The following is a 14217-nucleotide window of genomic DNA, read 5'->3' as shown; positions in this document are numbered from 1 at the left end:
GGTACCGGTGCACCAAATAAGGAGGGGGCGCCATGCGCCCCCTCCTTGCGGCAACCAGCGATTTTAGCCGGTCTTGCGCCTACTTGCCGGGTTGGACCACCACCCACTGGGTCTGGTCGCCGCGGCGTATCAGCAGCGGGACCGGCCTGGCCTTGTCCACCTTGCCGGCGACCTGTACGAACTGCTCGGGCGCCGTGACGTCGGTGTCGCCGATAGACAACACGATGTCCCCTTCCTGGACGCCGGCCTGGGCAGCCTGGCCGGTGGCCTCGCGCACCATCACGCCGCCCTTGATCTTCAGCTTGGACTGCGTGGCGGTGGGCACCGGTACCACGGTCAGCCCCAGGGCGGTGGAAGCGGCCGGTTCTTTCTCGGGTTCGGCCTTGCGGGCGGCCGTGGGCTTGGCCTGCGGGATTTCGGCCACCTTGACGCTCAGCGTGACATTCTTGCCCTTGCGCCATACCTGCAGGGGCGCCACGGTGCCGGGCTTGGTTTCGCCCACCATGCGCGGCAGGTCGGACCAGCGGGCGATCGGCTTGTTATTGAAGCGCAGGATGACGTCGCCGGGCTGGACGCCTGCGGCGTCGGCCGGGCTGTCGCCCTCCACGCTGCTGACCAGGGCGCCTTCCGCCCGGGCCAGGCCCAGGGCCGTGGCGACCTCGTTGGTGACTTCGCCGATCTGCACACCGATGCGGCCGCGCGTGACCTTGCCCGTGGTGCGCAGTTCGTCCACCACGCGCATGACCTCGTCGATGGGGATGGCCAGGGAAATCCCCATGAAGCCGCCGCTGCGCGAGATGATCTGCGAATTGATGCCGATGACCTCGCCCTGCAGGTTGAGCAGCGGGCCACCCGAGTTGCCGGGGTTCACGGCCACGTCGGTCTGGATGAAGGGCAGGTACTCGCCCGTATCGCGGTTGATGGCGCTGACGATCCCGGCCGTCACGGTGGAATCCAGGCCGAAGGGCGAGCCGATGGCCAGCACCCACTGCCCTTTCTTGATCTTGCTGTCGTCGCCGATGGGCAGGAAGGGCATGTCCTTGGCGTCGATCTTCAGCAGCGCCACGTCGGTGCGCTCATCGGTACCGACCACCTTGGCCTTGAACTCGCGGCCGTCGGTCAGGGTGACGAAAATGTCCGTGGCGTCGCTGACCACGTGGTTGTTCGTCAGTACATAGCCATCCGCCGAGATGAAAAAGCCCGAGCCCACGCCGCGCGGCACGGTGCGCTCCTGCGGCTGCTGGGGCTGCTGCTTGGGCTGCTGCTGGCGATCGCGCGGACGCTGGCCCGGCATGTCCGGCATCCCGGGCGGCTGGAAATCCGGCCCGAAGAAGAAGCGGAACAGGTCATAGGGGTCCTGGGGGCCGCTGCGCACCGGCACGGTCGCGGTGGTGCGGATGTTCACCACCGCGGGATCGGCCTTTTCGACGATGGAGGTGAAATCGGGCAGCATCATCGCCGGCGAAGAGGTACCGGTGGACGCGGCGCCGGCCGGCGCGGTCAAGGCCGTACCCGCCAGCACGGCGGCCAGCAACACCGCTCCGCCGCGCCGGCCGCGACCGATGAGGCGGGTGATCTGCATGGGCAGTTCAAAAGAGAAGAACCGCCGCACGGGAAGTTTCGACACGGTGGACAGGATCATTCAATGCTCCGGGGGCGCGCCCGTAGGGGCGTCTGCTGTTTACTTGGGTGCCGGGGTGGGCGGCACATATTCGGTTGCCTTGGCGAGCTGCTCCAGGGTGGAGGCGGGCACTTCGCCGAGGACCGTCACCCAGAAGTCCGCAATCCGCATACCGTAGACGTTGATCGGCCCGCGCCGGTACGCGCCGTGGGGCTGATGACGGTTGCGCTTCTTGTCGTACGGCTCGATGAACACCGAGATCGCCGCCAGGCCATCGGACAGTACCATCTGGCTCACGGCATCGCCATGCGCCATGGTGCGGGCCACCTGCGACACCGGCATGAACCCGGCCGGAAATGGGATGCGCCAGCCTTCGGCGGCCAGGTCCACGGGCTTCATGGTGCCCTGCAATACCTTCCAGTCCTTGGTATTCCAGTGCGATTCCAGCTGGGCGTGGTCCACCGCGGTCCCGACCCGCAAGGCGGTAAAGGCCACCTGCTCGACCACGGTAGAGGCGTTGGACAGCGTTTGCGCCTTCAGCAGGAGGTCGTTCTCGGTATCGGCGCACAGGCGGTAACCGTAGCGGTCCTTGTCCAGGGGCTCGATGGTGATGATGCGACACTCGCGGCCGGCGACGCGGTGCGGCGCGGGCTGCATCAGCACGCGATAGTACTTGGTCAGGCCCGTGGGCGCGCCCAGCAACAGGCCGGGGAACTGTTCGGCGCGCTTATGCTGGATCAGCACCGTCTTGTGCTCGGGCACCAGGCACTGGATATCGTCGTTGTGGCGCAGGTACTCGCGCGGCTGCCCGTCGAGGACTTCGATGCGCTCGCGCTCGCCGCTGCCGTCCACCACGTGGATGACCCGCGACGACTGGATGGTTTCGCCCTGCTGGTAGGTGAAGATGCCGGAATAGTCGAGCTTGGCGGCGGCATCCTGGATGCGCGCCAACAAGGCCTGGGCCTCTGCATCGGGCATGGGCAGGCTGTTGGCCAGCGGCGCGCCGCCCTGGGCGTGCGCCAGGCCGGCGCTCAGCGCCAGCAAGGCCGCGGCGAACGCCGCGCCAAGGGAACCGCGGCCACGGGCTGGCCTTCCCGGCGGGACCGCCAGCGGGCGGACATTGGACCAGGACCTGGGAGAGAGGGCAACGACCGTCGCAACGGTCATCAGCGCCCCGCTCCGACATCGAAAGACACTTGGCGGATGGCCGTGGGGCCGGCCAGTTGCCGATGCGCTTCCAGGTAGTCGCTAAGGCTGGGATCGTCCACCGCCGTCGTGCTGGCGTCGGCGAGCACCCGGGTTTCCGCCGTGGGCGCGTCGCTGGTTCCCGCCAGGTAGGGCTGGGCCACCCAGGCCACCGACGCCACCGCGGCGGCCACCGCGAAACCCGACAGCCCGAAACGCCACGAAGGCCGCAGCGCGCGGCGGCGGCGCGGGGCGACAATGGGCAATTCATTGGCCAGCGCGGCCGACAGACGGGCCTGGAACGCCGGCGAGGGGGTGATGGACAGCTCCGGATTGCGAAGTACGTCGCCTATGAGGTGATACGTATCCCAGGTTTCCTTGCCTTCGGCCACTTCCAGGCCATCCAGCCATTCCTCGGTTCCTTCACCATCCATCCAGGCCGACACCGAATTTTCCCAGCTGGTGTCCTCGGCGCGGACGGAAGCAGATGATCTTTGCATGACTCCAGCTCCTTACCAACGACGATCGGCATCGTTCCCAAGCAATGGCCGCAGACGCGCGGCCACCGCTTCCCGGGCTCGGAATATGCGCGACCGGACTGTACCGATCGGACAACCCATGCTCTGGGCGATGTCTTCGTAACTCATACCTTCAATTTCCCGCAGGACGATAGCCGTGCGCAATTCCTCGGGCAAGCCCTGTATGGCCGCGTTGACGGTTTCCGCGATTTCGCGGCTGGCGACCATGGATTCCGGGGTGCTGATATCGCTTAGGTTGTCCGTTTCATTAAAAGTTTCACCGTCCTCATTTTCGACCGCATTGGGGGTGCTGGGACGCCGTCCATTGGACGCGAGCCAGTTGCGGGCGGTATTGATCGCGATGCGGTAAAGCCAGGTGTAGAAAGCGCTTTCGCCGCGGAATTGCGGCAAGGCGCGATACGCCTTGATAAAGGCTTCCTGGGCGACGTCCTCGATCTCGGCCTGGTCGCGGATCATGCGCGAGAGCAGGCGCATGATCTTGCGCTGGTATTTCAGGACCAGCAGGTCGAAGGCCTTTTTGTCGCCGCGCTGAACGCGGGCGACGAGTTCAGCGTCGATATCGCGTTCGCTCATGGCGCACCCACCGGCCGGCCGACGGGCGAGCGGCACAGGCGCCGGTTGACCAGCAGGCACGTCCGGCGCCACGCGGCGGCGGGCAAGGCGTCCTGCCAGACAGTGAAGGTGACGCAAGGCCGGCGCACCGCCGGGGCGTTACAAATGCCGCCGGTCAGGCGCGCCCGCAGCGTCAGCCAGCGCGGCCCCCGCCAGGCGGCGACCCATTCCACGGGATGCCAGCCATCGCGCATGCGCAGATGGAAGGCGCCATCCCGGTCCATGCGGACGGCGCGGACCGCCCCGCGGGCCGAGCGCCGGCCAGCCGGGCGCGCGATCCGGGCCGCAAGGGTCGCAACGGCGGCAAGGGCGCAGCCGGCCGCGGCCAGTACCGGCAGGGTGAACGGCGCCTGCCAGTACAGCCCCGCCCATGCCGAGGCCAGCGCCGCCACCAGGGCGACGGCGTCCAGCCACGCGGCCAACCGGGGCCGCAGTATCGGTACGCGCAACGTCCAGTCCGGGTGCACGCACGCTCCCTTACATCCGCCGCACGGCCATCGACCCGTTCGTGCCGCCGAACCCGAAGGAATTGGACAGCGCCACGTTGATGGTCATCTCCCGCGCCTCGTTGGCGCAGTAGTCCAGGTCGCACTCGGGATCCTGGTTGAACAGATTGATGGTGGGCGGCGAGACCTGGTGATAGACCGCCAGGGTGGTAAAGACCGCTTCGATGCCGCCCGCCGCGCCGAGCAGGTGCCCGGTCATGGACTTGGTCGAATTGACCACCAGCTTGCGGGCATGGTCGCCGAACGCCAGCTTCAGCGCATCCGATTCGTTCTTGTCGCCCAGGGGCGTGGAGGTACCGTGCGCGTTGACGTACTGCACGTCTTCCGGGTTCAGGCCGCCGTTGCGCAAGGCGTTGACGATGCCGCGGCGCGGGCCGTCCTTATCGGGAGCCGTGATGTGATGGGCGTCGGAACTCATGCCGTAGCCGACGAACTCGCCGTAGATGCGCGCGCCGCGCTTCTTGGCATGTTCGTACTCTTCCAGCACCACCACGCCGGCGCCCTCGCCCAGCACGAAGCCGTCGCGGTCGCGGTCCCAGGGACGCGAGGCCGTGGCCGGATCGTCATTGCGGGTGGAGAGCGCGCGCATGGCGGCGAAGCCGCCTATGCCCAGCGGCGACACGGTGGATTCCGCGCCGCCCGCGATCATGATGTCCGCGTCGCCGTATTCGATCATGCGCGCGGAATCGCCGATGCTGTGCAGGCCCGTGGTGCACGCCGACACCACCGCGTAGCTCGGTCCCTTGAATCCGTACATGATCGACAGCTGACCGGAGATCAGGTTGATCAGCGCGCCAGGCACGAAGAAGGGCGAGATGCGTCGCGGACCGCGTGCCAGCAAATCCGTCTGCGTTTCTTCGATACGCGGCAATCCACCGATGCCGGAACCGATAATGACGCCGATGCGTTCGGCATTGGCCTCGGTGACTTCCAGCCCGCTGTCGCGCCAGGCCTGCACGCCCGCGGCCAGTCCGTAGTGGATGAAGGTATCCATCTGACGGGCTTCCTTGGCGGGCAGGTATTGCGTGACGTCGAAGTCGCGAACTTCGCCCGCGATGTGGGTAGTCAGCGCGGAAGGATCGAAACGGGTAATACGGCCGATGCCGGAACGTCCGTTGACGATATTGTCCCAGGCGCTCGACACGTCATTGCCCACGGGGGACACGATGCCGAGTCCGGTGATGACGACGCGTCGTTTCACGGATGACTCCTAAACAGACAAAAGAAAGGCGGCCTGGAATACGCCGCTGGCGCGGAAAATGGCTTGACGGGGGCAGGCGCGCCGCCCCGCGCAGCATCCGCGCGGCATAGTCCAAAAACCGCCCTGGTTCCCCGCGGGGCGTTGCACGCCGCGACGCAAGGAAAGACAGGCTGATCGCTTATTGCTTGCCGTGCGAATTGATGTAGTCAATCGCTTGTTGCACGGTCGTGATTTTCTCGGCCTCTTCGTCGGGGATCTCGGTCTCGAATTCGTCTTCGAGGGCCATGACCAGCTCAACCATGTCGAGCGAATCGGCACCGAGGTCGTCAAGAAAGGAAGATTCGTTCTTGATCTCGGCTTCATTGACGCCAAGTTGTTCAGCGACGATCTTCTTGACGCGCTGTTCGATGCTTTCCATGCAGATCTCCAATTGGGAAAAATCCCGCGAATTATAGCCAAGCGCCGCGCAATGCCAACGCCGGGCTGTGACAAAAATGGATTCCCGGCCGACAGGCCTTGCGGCCCGCATGCCGGGAGACGGTAATTTACATATACATGCCGCCGTTCACGTGCAGCGTCGTGCCGGTAATGTAACCGGCCTGCGGGCTGGCCAGGAACGCGACGGCATGGGCGATATCGGCCGGCGAACCCAGCCTGCCGACCGGAATCTGCTGCAGCAGCGCCGCCGTTTGCGTTTCGCCAAGCACGCGGGTCATGTCGGTATCGATGAAACCGGGCGCCACGCAATTGACGGTGATGTTCCGGCTGCCCAGTTCGCGTGCAAGCGCACGGGACATGCCGGCCACGCCGGCCTTGGCGGCGGCGTAGTTCGCTTGTCCGGGATTACCGCTGGAACCGACCACCGAGGTGACGTTGACGATACGGCCCCAGCGCGCCTTCATCATGCCGCGCATGACGCCGCGCGACAGCCGGAACACCGCCGCCAGGTTGGTATCGATGACGGCGTCCCAGTCCTCGTCCTTCATGCGCATCGCCAGCGTATCGCGCGTGATGCCCGCATTGTTCACGAGGATGTGCGGGCCGCCTTCCTTGGCCAGCGTTTCGATCAGGGCGTCGCACGCCTGCGCGTCGGTCACGTCGAGGACCACGCCGCGGCCGCCGTGGGGCGCCAAGGCGTCGTTGATCGTTTCGGCCCCGGACGCGGAGGTGGCGGTACCGACCACGGTCGCGCCGCGCGTGGCGAGCTCATGCGCGATCGCCTTGCCGATCCCGCGGGTGGCGCCGGTCACCAGAGCGATCTTTCCTTGCAGTTCCATGGAGGGGTTTCCTTGTCAGTGGGATCCGACCGCGGCCAGCGCGGCATCCAGCGAGGCGGGATCGGTGATCGCCAGGCCGGTGAGCTCGCCATCGATACGCTTGATCAGGCCGGTGAGCACCTTGCCGGGACCGCACTCGACGACATGGGTGACGCCCTGTGCCTTCATCGCCTGGATGGTCTCCACCCAACGCACGGGGTGCCAGGCCTGCCGCACGAGCGCGTCGCGGATGGCGGCCGGATCGTCGGGCGTGGCGACATCCACGTTATTTACCACGGGGATGGCCGGCGCGGCCACCGCGACCTCGGCCAGCGCGCGCGACAGCACCGCGGCGGCGGGCTCCAGCAGGCTGGAATGAAAAGGCGCCGATACCGGCAGCAGCAAGGCACGCTTGGCGCCGGCCGCCTTGGCGGCCTCGCAAGCGCGTTCGACGGCCGCCTTGTGCCCGGCGATGACCACCTGGGCGGGGGCATTGAAATTGACGGCCTCGACGACTTCGCCCTGCGCGGCCTGCGCGCAAGCCGCGCGCACGGCATCGTCGTCCAGGCCCAGGACCGCGGCCATGGCGCCGGTGCCGACGGGCACGGCCGCCTGCATGGCGTCGGCGCGGATGCGCACCAGGCGCACGGCGTCTTCCAGGGACAGCGCCTGCGCGGCCGTCAGCGCGGCATATTCGCCCAGGCTATGGCCCGCCACGATGTCCGGGCGGCGTCCGCCGGCGGCCAGCCAGGCCTGGTACATCGCGACGCCCGCCGTCAACATGGCGGGCTGGGTATTGGTGGTCAGGTTCAGTTGTTCCGCCGGGCCTTGGGCAATCAGCGCGTCCAGATCCTGCGACAGGGCGGCGGATGCGCGCGCCAGCGTGTCCGCGACGGCGGCGTTGCCTTTCCAGGCGTCCAGCATGCCGACCGATTGCGACCCCTGGCCGGGAAATACAAAAGCGATTTTCATCGAAAGCCGATCAGATCAGGTTGTCGTTGTAAGAGGTGCTCAGGCGGTCAGGCGGGCCAGCACCGAGCCCCACGTGAAGCCGCCGCCCACGCCCTGCATCAGGACCAGATGGCCCGGCTTGGCGCGGCCTTCGCGCCGCGCGACGTCCAGCGCCAGCGGCACGCTGGCCGCGGAGGTATTGGCATGGCGGTCGACCGTGACCACCAGTTTGTCCGCCGGCAGGTGCAATTTGCGCGCGAGGAAGTTAAGGATGCGCACGTTTGCCTGATGCGGGACGAGCAGATCGACGGCATCCAGCTCGATGCCGGCCTCGGCGCAGACGTCGCGCGCGGAACGCTCCAGCACGGTGACCGCCTGCTTGAATACCGCCTGCCCGTCCATGCGCAGAAAGGGATCGCCCACCACTTCGCCATAGGCGACATTGCCGGCCGCGCACAGGATGCGGGTCTGGCTGCCGTCGGCATGCAGTTGCGCGGCCAGTACGCCGGGCTCCGCCGATGCCGACAGCACGACCGCGCCGGCGCCGTCGCCGAACAGCACGCAGGTCGAGCGGTCGTTCCAGTCGAGAATGCGCGAGAAGACCTCCGCGCCGATGACCAGCGCGTGGCGGGCGCGCCGCGCGCGGATGAAACTGTCGGCGGTGGTCAGTGCATAGACGAAGCCGCTGCACACGGCCTGTACATCGAACGCCGCGCCGCCCTTGATGCCCAGCTTGCTCTGCACCAGGCAGGCAGTGCTGGGGAAGACGAAATCGGGCGTGGAGGTGGCCACGACGATAAGGTCGATGTCCTGGGGCTGCAGGCCGGCGTTTTCAATGGCCAGCCGGCCGGCCTCGAAGGCCAGGTCGCTGGTCGTGACGCCGCGCTCGGCCAGATGGCGCTGGCGGATGCCCGTGCGCTCGACGATCCACGCGTCGGAGGTCTGGATATCGCGCGAAGCCAGCTCGGCGGCCAGGTCGTCATTGGATACCACGCGCGGAGGCAGATAGCTGCCGGTGCCGGCGATCACCGAATACTGCGGAGTGTGGTTCATCAGGCGGAGTCCCCGGCCGCGCGCGGCATGGGTACGGCCGCGTCGTTGATATGTATGCCCTGCTGCCGGATCTGCGCCATGCTCTGGTTGGTGCGTTCCAGCAATTTGCTGGCGACTGCCTCGCGCGCGCGCTGCAGCGCGAAACCGAAGGCATAGCTGTCGGCCGAACCGTGGCTCTTGATGACCACGCCGCGCAGGCCCAGCAAGGCGGCGCCGTTGTGGCGCCGGTTGTCCACCCGCTTGCGCAGGCGGTTGAGTACCGGCGACGCGATGGCGCCGGCCAGCAGGGTGATCGGATTGCGTTTGAATTCCTCGCGGATGATGCTGGACAGCATCCGCGCGAGGCCTTCGATGGATTTCAGTACGGCATTGCCGACAAAGCCGTCGCACACCACGACGTCGACCGTGCCCTTGAAGATGTCGTTGCCTTCCACATTGCCGTAGAAGTTCAAGGGACTGGCCCGCAGCAGTTCCGCGGCTTCCTTGACGACTTCGTTGCCCTTGATGACTTCCTCGCCGATGTTCAGCAGGCCGACGCTGGGACGTTCGCAATGATCCAGCGCCTGCGCCAGCGCCGCGCCCATGATGGCGAATTGCAGCAGGTGCTCGGCCGTGCAGTCGACATTGGCGCCCAGGTCCAGGACGGTGGTGGACTTGCCCTTCTGGTTGGGAATCGACGTGGCGATGGCGGGACGATCGATGCCGTCCAGCGTTTTCAGCACGTAGCGCGAGATCGCCATCCAGGCGCCGGTGTTGCCGGCGGACACGCAGGCATCCGCGCGGCCGTCCTTGACGGCCTGCGCGGCGATGCGCATGGAGGAGTCCTTCTTGCGGCGCAGGGCCACTTCGACGGAATCTTCCATGGTGACCACTTCGGAGGCCGGAACGATGTCCAGCCGCTCCCGCGGCACGTCGCGCGCGCCGTCCAAGGCCTTTTCGATGGCGTCCGGCAACCCGACCAGCAGCAATCGCACGTCCGGAAACTGACGGGCGAACTCGATCGACGCCGGTATGGTTACGGGCAGGCCGACGTCGCCGCCCATGCAGTCAATAGCGATGCGTATCACGGGTGCCAAGTATCAGCGCCAGCCGTAGCAATGCAGGTCCGGTTCACGCGATCCGGAACGGACTTATTCGTCGCTCTTCGTCTTGATGACTTTGCGGCCGCGGTAGAAACCGTTCGGGCTGATGTGATGACGCAGGTGCGTTTCGCCCGTGTTGGGTTCGATCGCCGTGGACGGCGCGGTCAGAAAGTCGTGCGAGCGGTGCATGCCACGCTTGGACGGGGACTTCTTGTTTTGTTGAACAGCCATGATGACTCCTAGAAACGGGGCGCATTGTACGCGATGCGGCCCGGTGTTGACCTCAATGTTTTTGCTTCAATTTTTCCAGCACCGCGAACGGCGATGGACGCTTTTCCGCGTCGGCACCGTCGCCCGGATCCCCGGCGCGGGTCTTCAGCGGCGCGCCCGGACAGACTTCATGCCTGGGCACATACGGAATATTCAGGATCAGTTCGTCTTCGATTTGCTCCAGCAGATCGAAGCGGCGCGACCCGACCACCTTTTCCGGCGCATCGTCGATAGCGGCTTCAACCCCGCCGTCGCCCATGCCGTGCCCGTCGTCGAGACCGTCATCGAGCTCTGCTTCGGACTTGACCAGATGCAGACTCGCGTGCGCATCGATGGGGTAGACGAAAGGCTCCATGCAGCGCTGGCAGACCAGCAGCGGCGTGGCGCGCACATGCAGATGCAACAGCGGCTCGCCCTGCTTGCCGGTTTCCCCGCGCACCGACCAGTGCACCAGGCCGGTTTCGTCGCGCGGCTGCAACGGCAGGCCTTGCGCCGCGCGCCCGAACCGGGCAAGCGGCAAGCTGCCGGAGGCTTCCTTGCCCAGCCGCGCAAACTCGAACGCGTCGATAATGCCTGCCTGCGCCATCCTGACCGCCCCAACAACCTCGCACCGCGGATCGCGGACCGAAATCGCGGACCGAAACTCCCGGACTGAAACCCCGGGCCGAAGCCCCGGGCCGAAGCCCCGGAACCGAATCACGGACCGCTTTCACACCTGATTCCGCTGATTCCGCGCCTGATTTCACACCGACAGTGCCGACGACACCACCGACACAGCGACCACGAAATTTCCGCGAAAACGTTAGATAATACCGTGACTTACGTCTGACCGTCAAACCTCGCATGCCCTTGTCCGCTACGCGCCTGATCCTTGCCTCCACCTCGCCCTACCGGCGGGAATTGCTCTCCCGCCTGCGCCTGCCCTTCGACGTCATCGCGCCTGGCGTCGATGAAACTCCCCTTCCTGGCGAAGCGCCGGCCCAGCTCGCGCTGCGGCTGGCCGTAGCCAAGGCACGGGCGGTCTCCGCCCTGCACCCCGGCGCAGTCGTCATCGGCTCGGACCAGGTCGCCACCGTGGACGGAGCGGCGATAGGCAAACCGGGGGACTTCGAGCGCGCGCGGGCGCAGCTGCGCATGCTGTCGGGCCGCGACGTGGAATTCCATAGCGCCCTGGCGGTTACCGACGGACAGCGCACGGCGCAGGCCGACATCGTGACCCACTGCCGCTTCCGGTCCCTGGGCGACGCGGCGATCGAAGCCTATCTGCGCGCCGAAACGCCCTACGATACCGCCGGCAGCGCCAAGGCGGAAAGCCTGGGCATCGCGCTCATGGAAAGCCTGCGCAGCGACGATCCCACCGCCATCATCGGCCTGCCGCTGATCGCCCTGACCGGGATGCTGGCGCAGTTCGGCCTGGACCCGCTGGCCCCGGCCGGCGCCTCTCGCTAAGGGGGGACGGCATCCATGGAAGGAACCGCCAAGACCGCGGCCGCTGGCACGCCGGAAGGCATCTCGCCCGCCGATACGCCGGAAGGACGGTCGCCCGCTCAAAGGCCGGGAGCAGGCGCGCCGGCGCCAGCGGCCACGCGCGACACCGCCGCGGCGCCCCGGCCGGGACAACTGCACCTGATCCCCGTCGGCCTGGGCGACGCGCCGGTGGACCGCTGGCTGCCGCCGGAGGTCCGCGCGCTGGCGGCCCGCCTGGACACCTATATCGCCGAGAACGCCAAGACGGCCCGCGCCTTCCTGAAGCAGGTCGGAGCGATCCGCCCGCTGCAGGACATTACGGTCCACACCTTGACCGACAAGACCGGCCGAGAACAGATCGAAGCCTGGCTGCGCCCCTTGAAGCAGGGCGGGGAGATCGGCCTGGTGTCGGAAGCGGGATGCCCCGCGGTGGCCGACCCGGGCGCACGGGTCGCCGACCTGGCCCACGGACTGGGACTGACGGTCCGGCCCTGGGTGGGCCCCTCTTCCATTCTGCTGGCGCTGATGGCCAGCGGCCTGGACGGCCAGCGCTTCGCTTTCCATGGCTATGCGCCAGTCGACGCGGCCGAGCGCACACGCCAGTTGCGGGCCTGGGAACAGCAATCCAGCCGCGGCAACCAGACGCAGTTGCTCATCGAAACGCCCTACCGCAATGCCGCGATGTTCTCCGCGCTGCTCGGCGCGCTGCGCGGCGACACCCGCCTGTGCGTGGCCCGCTCGCTGACCACCGCCGACGAATGGATCCGCACGCGCACCGTGGCCGACTGGAAAACCCGCCCCGCCCCCGACCTGGACAAAAAACCCACGCTCTTTTTGTTTTTGGGACGGGGAGGATGAGCACGGCTGTGCGGCCGCCCGGAGGACGTGCTGCGACATCGAGCGGGCAAGCCCTGGCGCGGTGGGCGGTGGGGCTGGTGGCGCTGCTGCTTGCAGGCTGCGCCGCGCGCTATCCCGCCGACGTGGATGTGGATCGCTCCATCCAGGCCGTCAGCCAGGACAGCCGGGTACGCTTCATCGTGCTGCACTACACCGCGGGCGGCGATGTGGCCTCGCTGCTGACGCTGTCGCGCGGCAATGTCAGCGCCCATTACCTGGTCACCGACACGCATCCCGTACACGTCTATCAACTGGTCCCGGAAGACCGCAATGCCTGGCACGCGGGCGACAGCAGCTGGTACGGGCACACCTCCATCAACAATGCGTCCATCGGCATAGAGATCGTCAACCGCGGCGATACGCGCGCGCCCGACGGGACGCTGCGCTGGGAGCCGTATCCCGAGGACCAGATCCGGACCGTCATGGCCCTGGTGCGGGACATTGCCCGGCGCCATGCGGTCCTGCCGGAAAACATCGTCGGCCACAGCGACGTGGCGCCGCAACGCAAGGTAGACCCGGGACCGTTGTTCCCGTGGCGGCGGCTGGCGGCCGCGGGCCTGGGCCGCTGGTACGACGAGACCGCGGCACCGGGTTTCCAGGCCTTCTTCGAACAGAACGGGGTGCCCGACGCGGCGTGGTTCCAGGCGCAACTGGAGCGCGCGGGCTACGCCGTGCCGCACAGCGCGGTTTTCGACGCCGAAACGACCCGCGTCATCGCCGCCTTCCAGATGCACTACCGGCCGGGCCGCTGCGATGGGGTGGCGGATGCGGAAACCGCCGGTATCCTGCTGGCCCTGCCGGGCAGGACCGAGGCGCCGGTGCCGGCCGCGGGCGCGGCGGCCGGCGACTAGGCGGCCGAAGCCGCCGCGGCCTTGCGCCGCGCCAACACCCACGCCACCACCCGCCACAGCAGCAGCACCGCCAGCACGGTGCCATAGACGGCCGGCTGCAGGAAATCGTGCTTGCCCGCCTTGAGCCACACCAGATGGAGCAAGGCCAGGATACCGATGGCATATACGGCCCGGTGCAGGCGCTGCCAGCGCTTGCCCAGCCGCCTCATGGCGCCCTGGGTGGATGTCAGCGCCAGCGCCGTCATCAGGACGAAGGCGGCGAAGCCCACGGTGATGAAGGGCCGCTCGCCCACGTCCTGCAGCATGGAGGCCGGGTCGAAGCCGCGATCCCAGGCCACCCACGTCATGAAATGCAGAAAGCCGTAGAAAAAGGCGAAAAGCCCGCACATGCGGCGCAGGCGCACCAGAGCAGGCTGGCCGGTCAAGCGCCGCAGCGGCGTAATACCCAGGGTGACCAGCAGGCAGACGAAGGTCCAGGTGCCGGCCGATCGCGTCAGGAATTCCACCGGATTGGCCGTCAATCCGTTATGCGTGCCCAACCAGATCCAGCGCGCCAGCGGAAACAGGCCCAACAGGAACAGCACCGGCTTGAAGCGGCTGACGGCCGCGGCCGAAAGCTGCTTGCGCGCAGTCGCGGCCTGCGGCCTGTCCGGGGCGCGGGCGCCCGTAGCGGGTACGGCAGGCGACCGGCGCGGCGGACCGGACGGATTGCTTGCGGCCATGGAG

General features: G+C 67.3%; 17 protein-coding genes. 3 read left to right on the top strand and 14 right to left on the bottom strand.

Annotation, left to right across the window (positions count from 1 at the left end; all coding sequences use genetic code 11):
- Positions 1-79: 79 nt before the first annotated feature.
- The 13 genes from BAU06_RS07915 to BAU06_RS07855 all read right to left on the bottom strand — a co-directional run bounded on the left by BAU06_RS07915 (position 80) and on the right by BAU06_RS07855 (position 10862).
- On the bottom strand, positions 80-1582 hold the full coding sequence (locus BAU06_RS07915; protein WP_066358405.1) for a DegQ family serine endoprotease: 1503 nt from the start codon (positions 1580-1582) through the stop codon (positions 80-82).
- Between the two features lie 99 nt (positions 1583-1681).
- Complete coding sequence (locus BAU06_RS07910) at positions 1682-2788, bottom strand: MucB/RseB C-terminal domain-containing protein (RefSeq protein WP_082988060.1); 1107 nt, start codon at positions 2786-2788, stop codon at positions 1682-1684.
- Positions 2788-3306 (bottom strand): sigma-E factor negative regulatory protein, encoded by a 519-nt coding sequence (locus tag BAU06_RS07905; RefSeq protein ID WP_066346695.1) that lies wholly within the window; start codon positions 3304-3306, stop codon positions 2788-2790. Before BAU06_RS07905 ends, BAU06_RS07910 begins: the two co-directional genes overlap by 1 nt.
- A gap of 12 nt (positions 3307-3318) precedes the next feature.
- Positions 3319-3918, bottom strand: a complete 600-nt coding sequence (gene rpoE, locus BAU06_RS07900) for an RNA polymerase sigma factor RpoE (protein WP_066346692.1) — start codon at positions 3916-3918, stop codon at positions 3319-3321.
- On the bottom strand, positions 3915-4424 hold the full coding sequence (locus BAU06_RS07895) for a hypothetical protein (RefSeq protein ID WP_066346690.1): 510 nt from the start codon (positions 4422-4424) through the stop codon (positions 3915-3917). The genes rpoE and BAU06_RS07895 overlap by 4 nt, the downstream gene beginning before the upstream one ends.
- Before the next feature lie 10 nt (positions 4425-4434).
- Positions 4435-5664, bottom strand: a complete 1230-nt coding sequence (gene fabF / locus BAU06_RS07890) for a beta-ketoacyl-ACP synthase II (protein WP_066346685.1) — start codon at positions 5662-5664, stop codon at positions 4435-4437.
- 178 nt (positions 5665-5842) lie between these two features.
- Positions 5843-6082, bottom strand: coding sequence for an acyl carrier protein (acpP, locus tag BAU06_RS07885; protein ID WP_003813816.1), 240 nt, complete (start codon positions 6080-6082; stop codon positions 5843-5845).
- 127 nt (positions 6083-6209) lie between these two features.
- On the bottom strand, positions 6210-6941 hold the full coding sequence (fabG, locus tag BAU06_RS07880; protein WP_066346682.1) for a 3-oxoacyl-ACP reductase FabG: 732 nt from the start codon (positions 6939-6941) through the stop codon (positions 6210-6212).
- 15 nt (positions 6942-6956) lie between these two features.
- Positions 6957-7892 carry an ACP S-malonyltransferase gene (fabD, locus tag BAU06_RS07875; RefSeq protein WP_066346680.1) on the bottom strand — a complete coding sequence of 312 codons (936 nt, stop codon included), beginning with the start codon at positions 7890-7892 and terminating at the stop codon, positions 6957-6959.
- Positions 7893-7931: 39 nt separating this feature from the next.
- Positions 7932-8924, bottom strand: a complete 993-nt coding sequence (locus BAU06_RS07870) for a beta-ketoacyl-ACP synthase III (protein ID WP_066346678.1) — start codon at positions 8922-8924, stop codon at positions 7932-7934.
- On the bottom strand, positions 8924-9991 hold the full coding sequence (gene plsX, locus BAU06_RS07865; RefSeq protein WP_066346676.1) for a phosphate acyltransferase PlsX: 1068 nt from the start codon (positions 9989-9991) through the stop codon (positions 8924-8926). Before plsX ends, BAU06_RS07870 begins: the two co-directional genes overlap by 1 nt.
- 63 nt (positions 9992-10054) lie before the next feature.
- Positions 10055-10237: a 50S ribosomal protein L32 gene (rpmF, locus tag BAU06_RS07860; protein ID WP_066346671.1), complete on the bottom strand. Its 183-nt coding sequence runs from the start codon at positions 10235-10237 to the stop codon at positions 10055-10057.
- A 52-nt stretch (positions 10238-10289) separates the two neighbouring features.
- A complete protein-coding gene (locus BAU06_RS07855; protein WP_066346666.1) occupies positions 10290-10862 on the bottom strand; it encodes a YceD family protein in 573 nt (190 codons plus the stop codon).
- A 257-nt stretch (positions 10863-11119) separates the two neighbouring features.
- On the opposite strand from BAU06_RS07855, the gene BAU06_RS07850 reads away from it, so the two are divergent.
- Genes BAU06_RS07850 through BAU06_RS07840 form a run of 3 tightly spaced genes read left to right on the top strand, consistent with a single transcriptional unit; the run spans position 11120 to position 13491 of the window.
- Positions 11120-11725, top strand: a complete 606-nt coding sequence (locus tag BAU06_RS07850) for a Maf family nucleotide pyrophosphatase (protein ID WP_066346664.1) — start codon at positions 11120-11122, stop codon at positions 11723-11725.
- A 15-nt stretch (positions 11726-11740) separates the two neighbouring features.
- Positions 11741-12601: an SAM-dependent methyltransferase gene (locus BAU06_RS07845; RefSeq protein WP_082993567.1), complete on the top strand. Its 861-nt coding sequence runs from the start codon at positions 11741-11743 to the stop codon at positions 12599-12601.
- On the top strand, positions 12598-13491 hold the full coding sequence (locus tag BAU06_RS07840; RefSeq protein ID WP_156770180.1) for an N-acetylmuramoyl-L-alanine amidase: 894 nt from the start codon (positions 12598-12600) through the stop codon (positions 13489-13491). The genes BAU06_RS07845 and BAU06_RS07840 overlap by 4 nt, the downstream gene beginning before the upstream one ends.
- On the opposite strand, the gene msrQ is transcribed toward BAU06_RS07840, so the two are convergent.
- Positions 13488-14213: a protein-methionine-sulfoxide reductase heme-binding subunit MsrQ gene (gene msrQ, locus BAU06_RS07835; protein ID WP_082988522.1), complete on the bottom strand. Its 726-nt coding sequence runs from the start codon at positions 14211-14213 to the stop codon at positions 13488-13490. The genes BAU06_RS07840 and msrQ overlap by 4 nt on opposite strands.
- Positions 14214-14217: the final 4 nt, after the last annotated feature.

This window comes from Bordetella bronchialis (assembly GCF_001676705.1).
Classification (GTDB): domain Bacteria; phylum Pseudomonadota; class Gammaproteobacteria; order Burkholderiales; family Burkholderiaceae_B; genus Bordetella_C; species Bordetella_C bronchialis.
The sequence above is the reverse complement of the archived record's forward strand: the minus strand, read 5'-3'. Positions and strand labels throughout refer to the sequence as shown.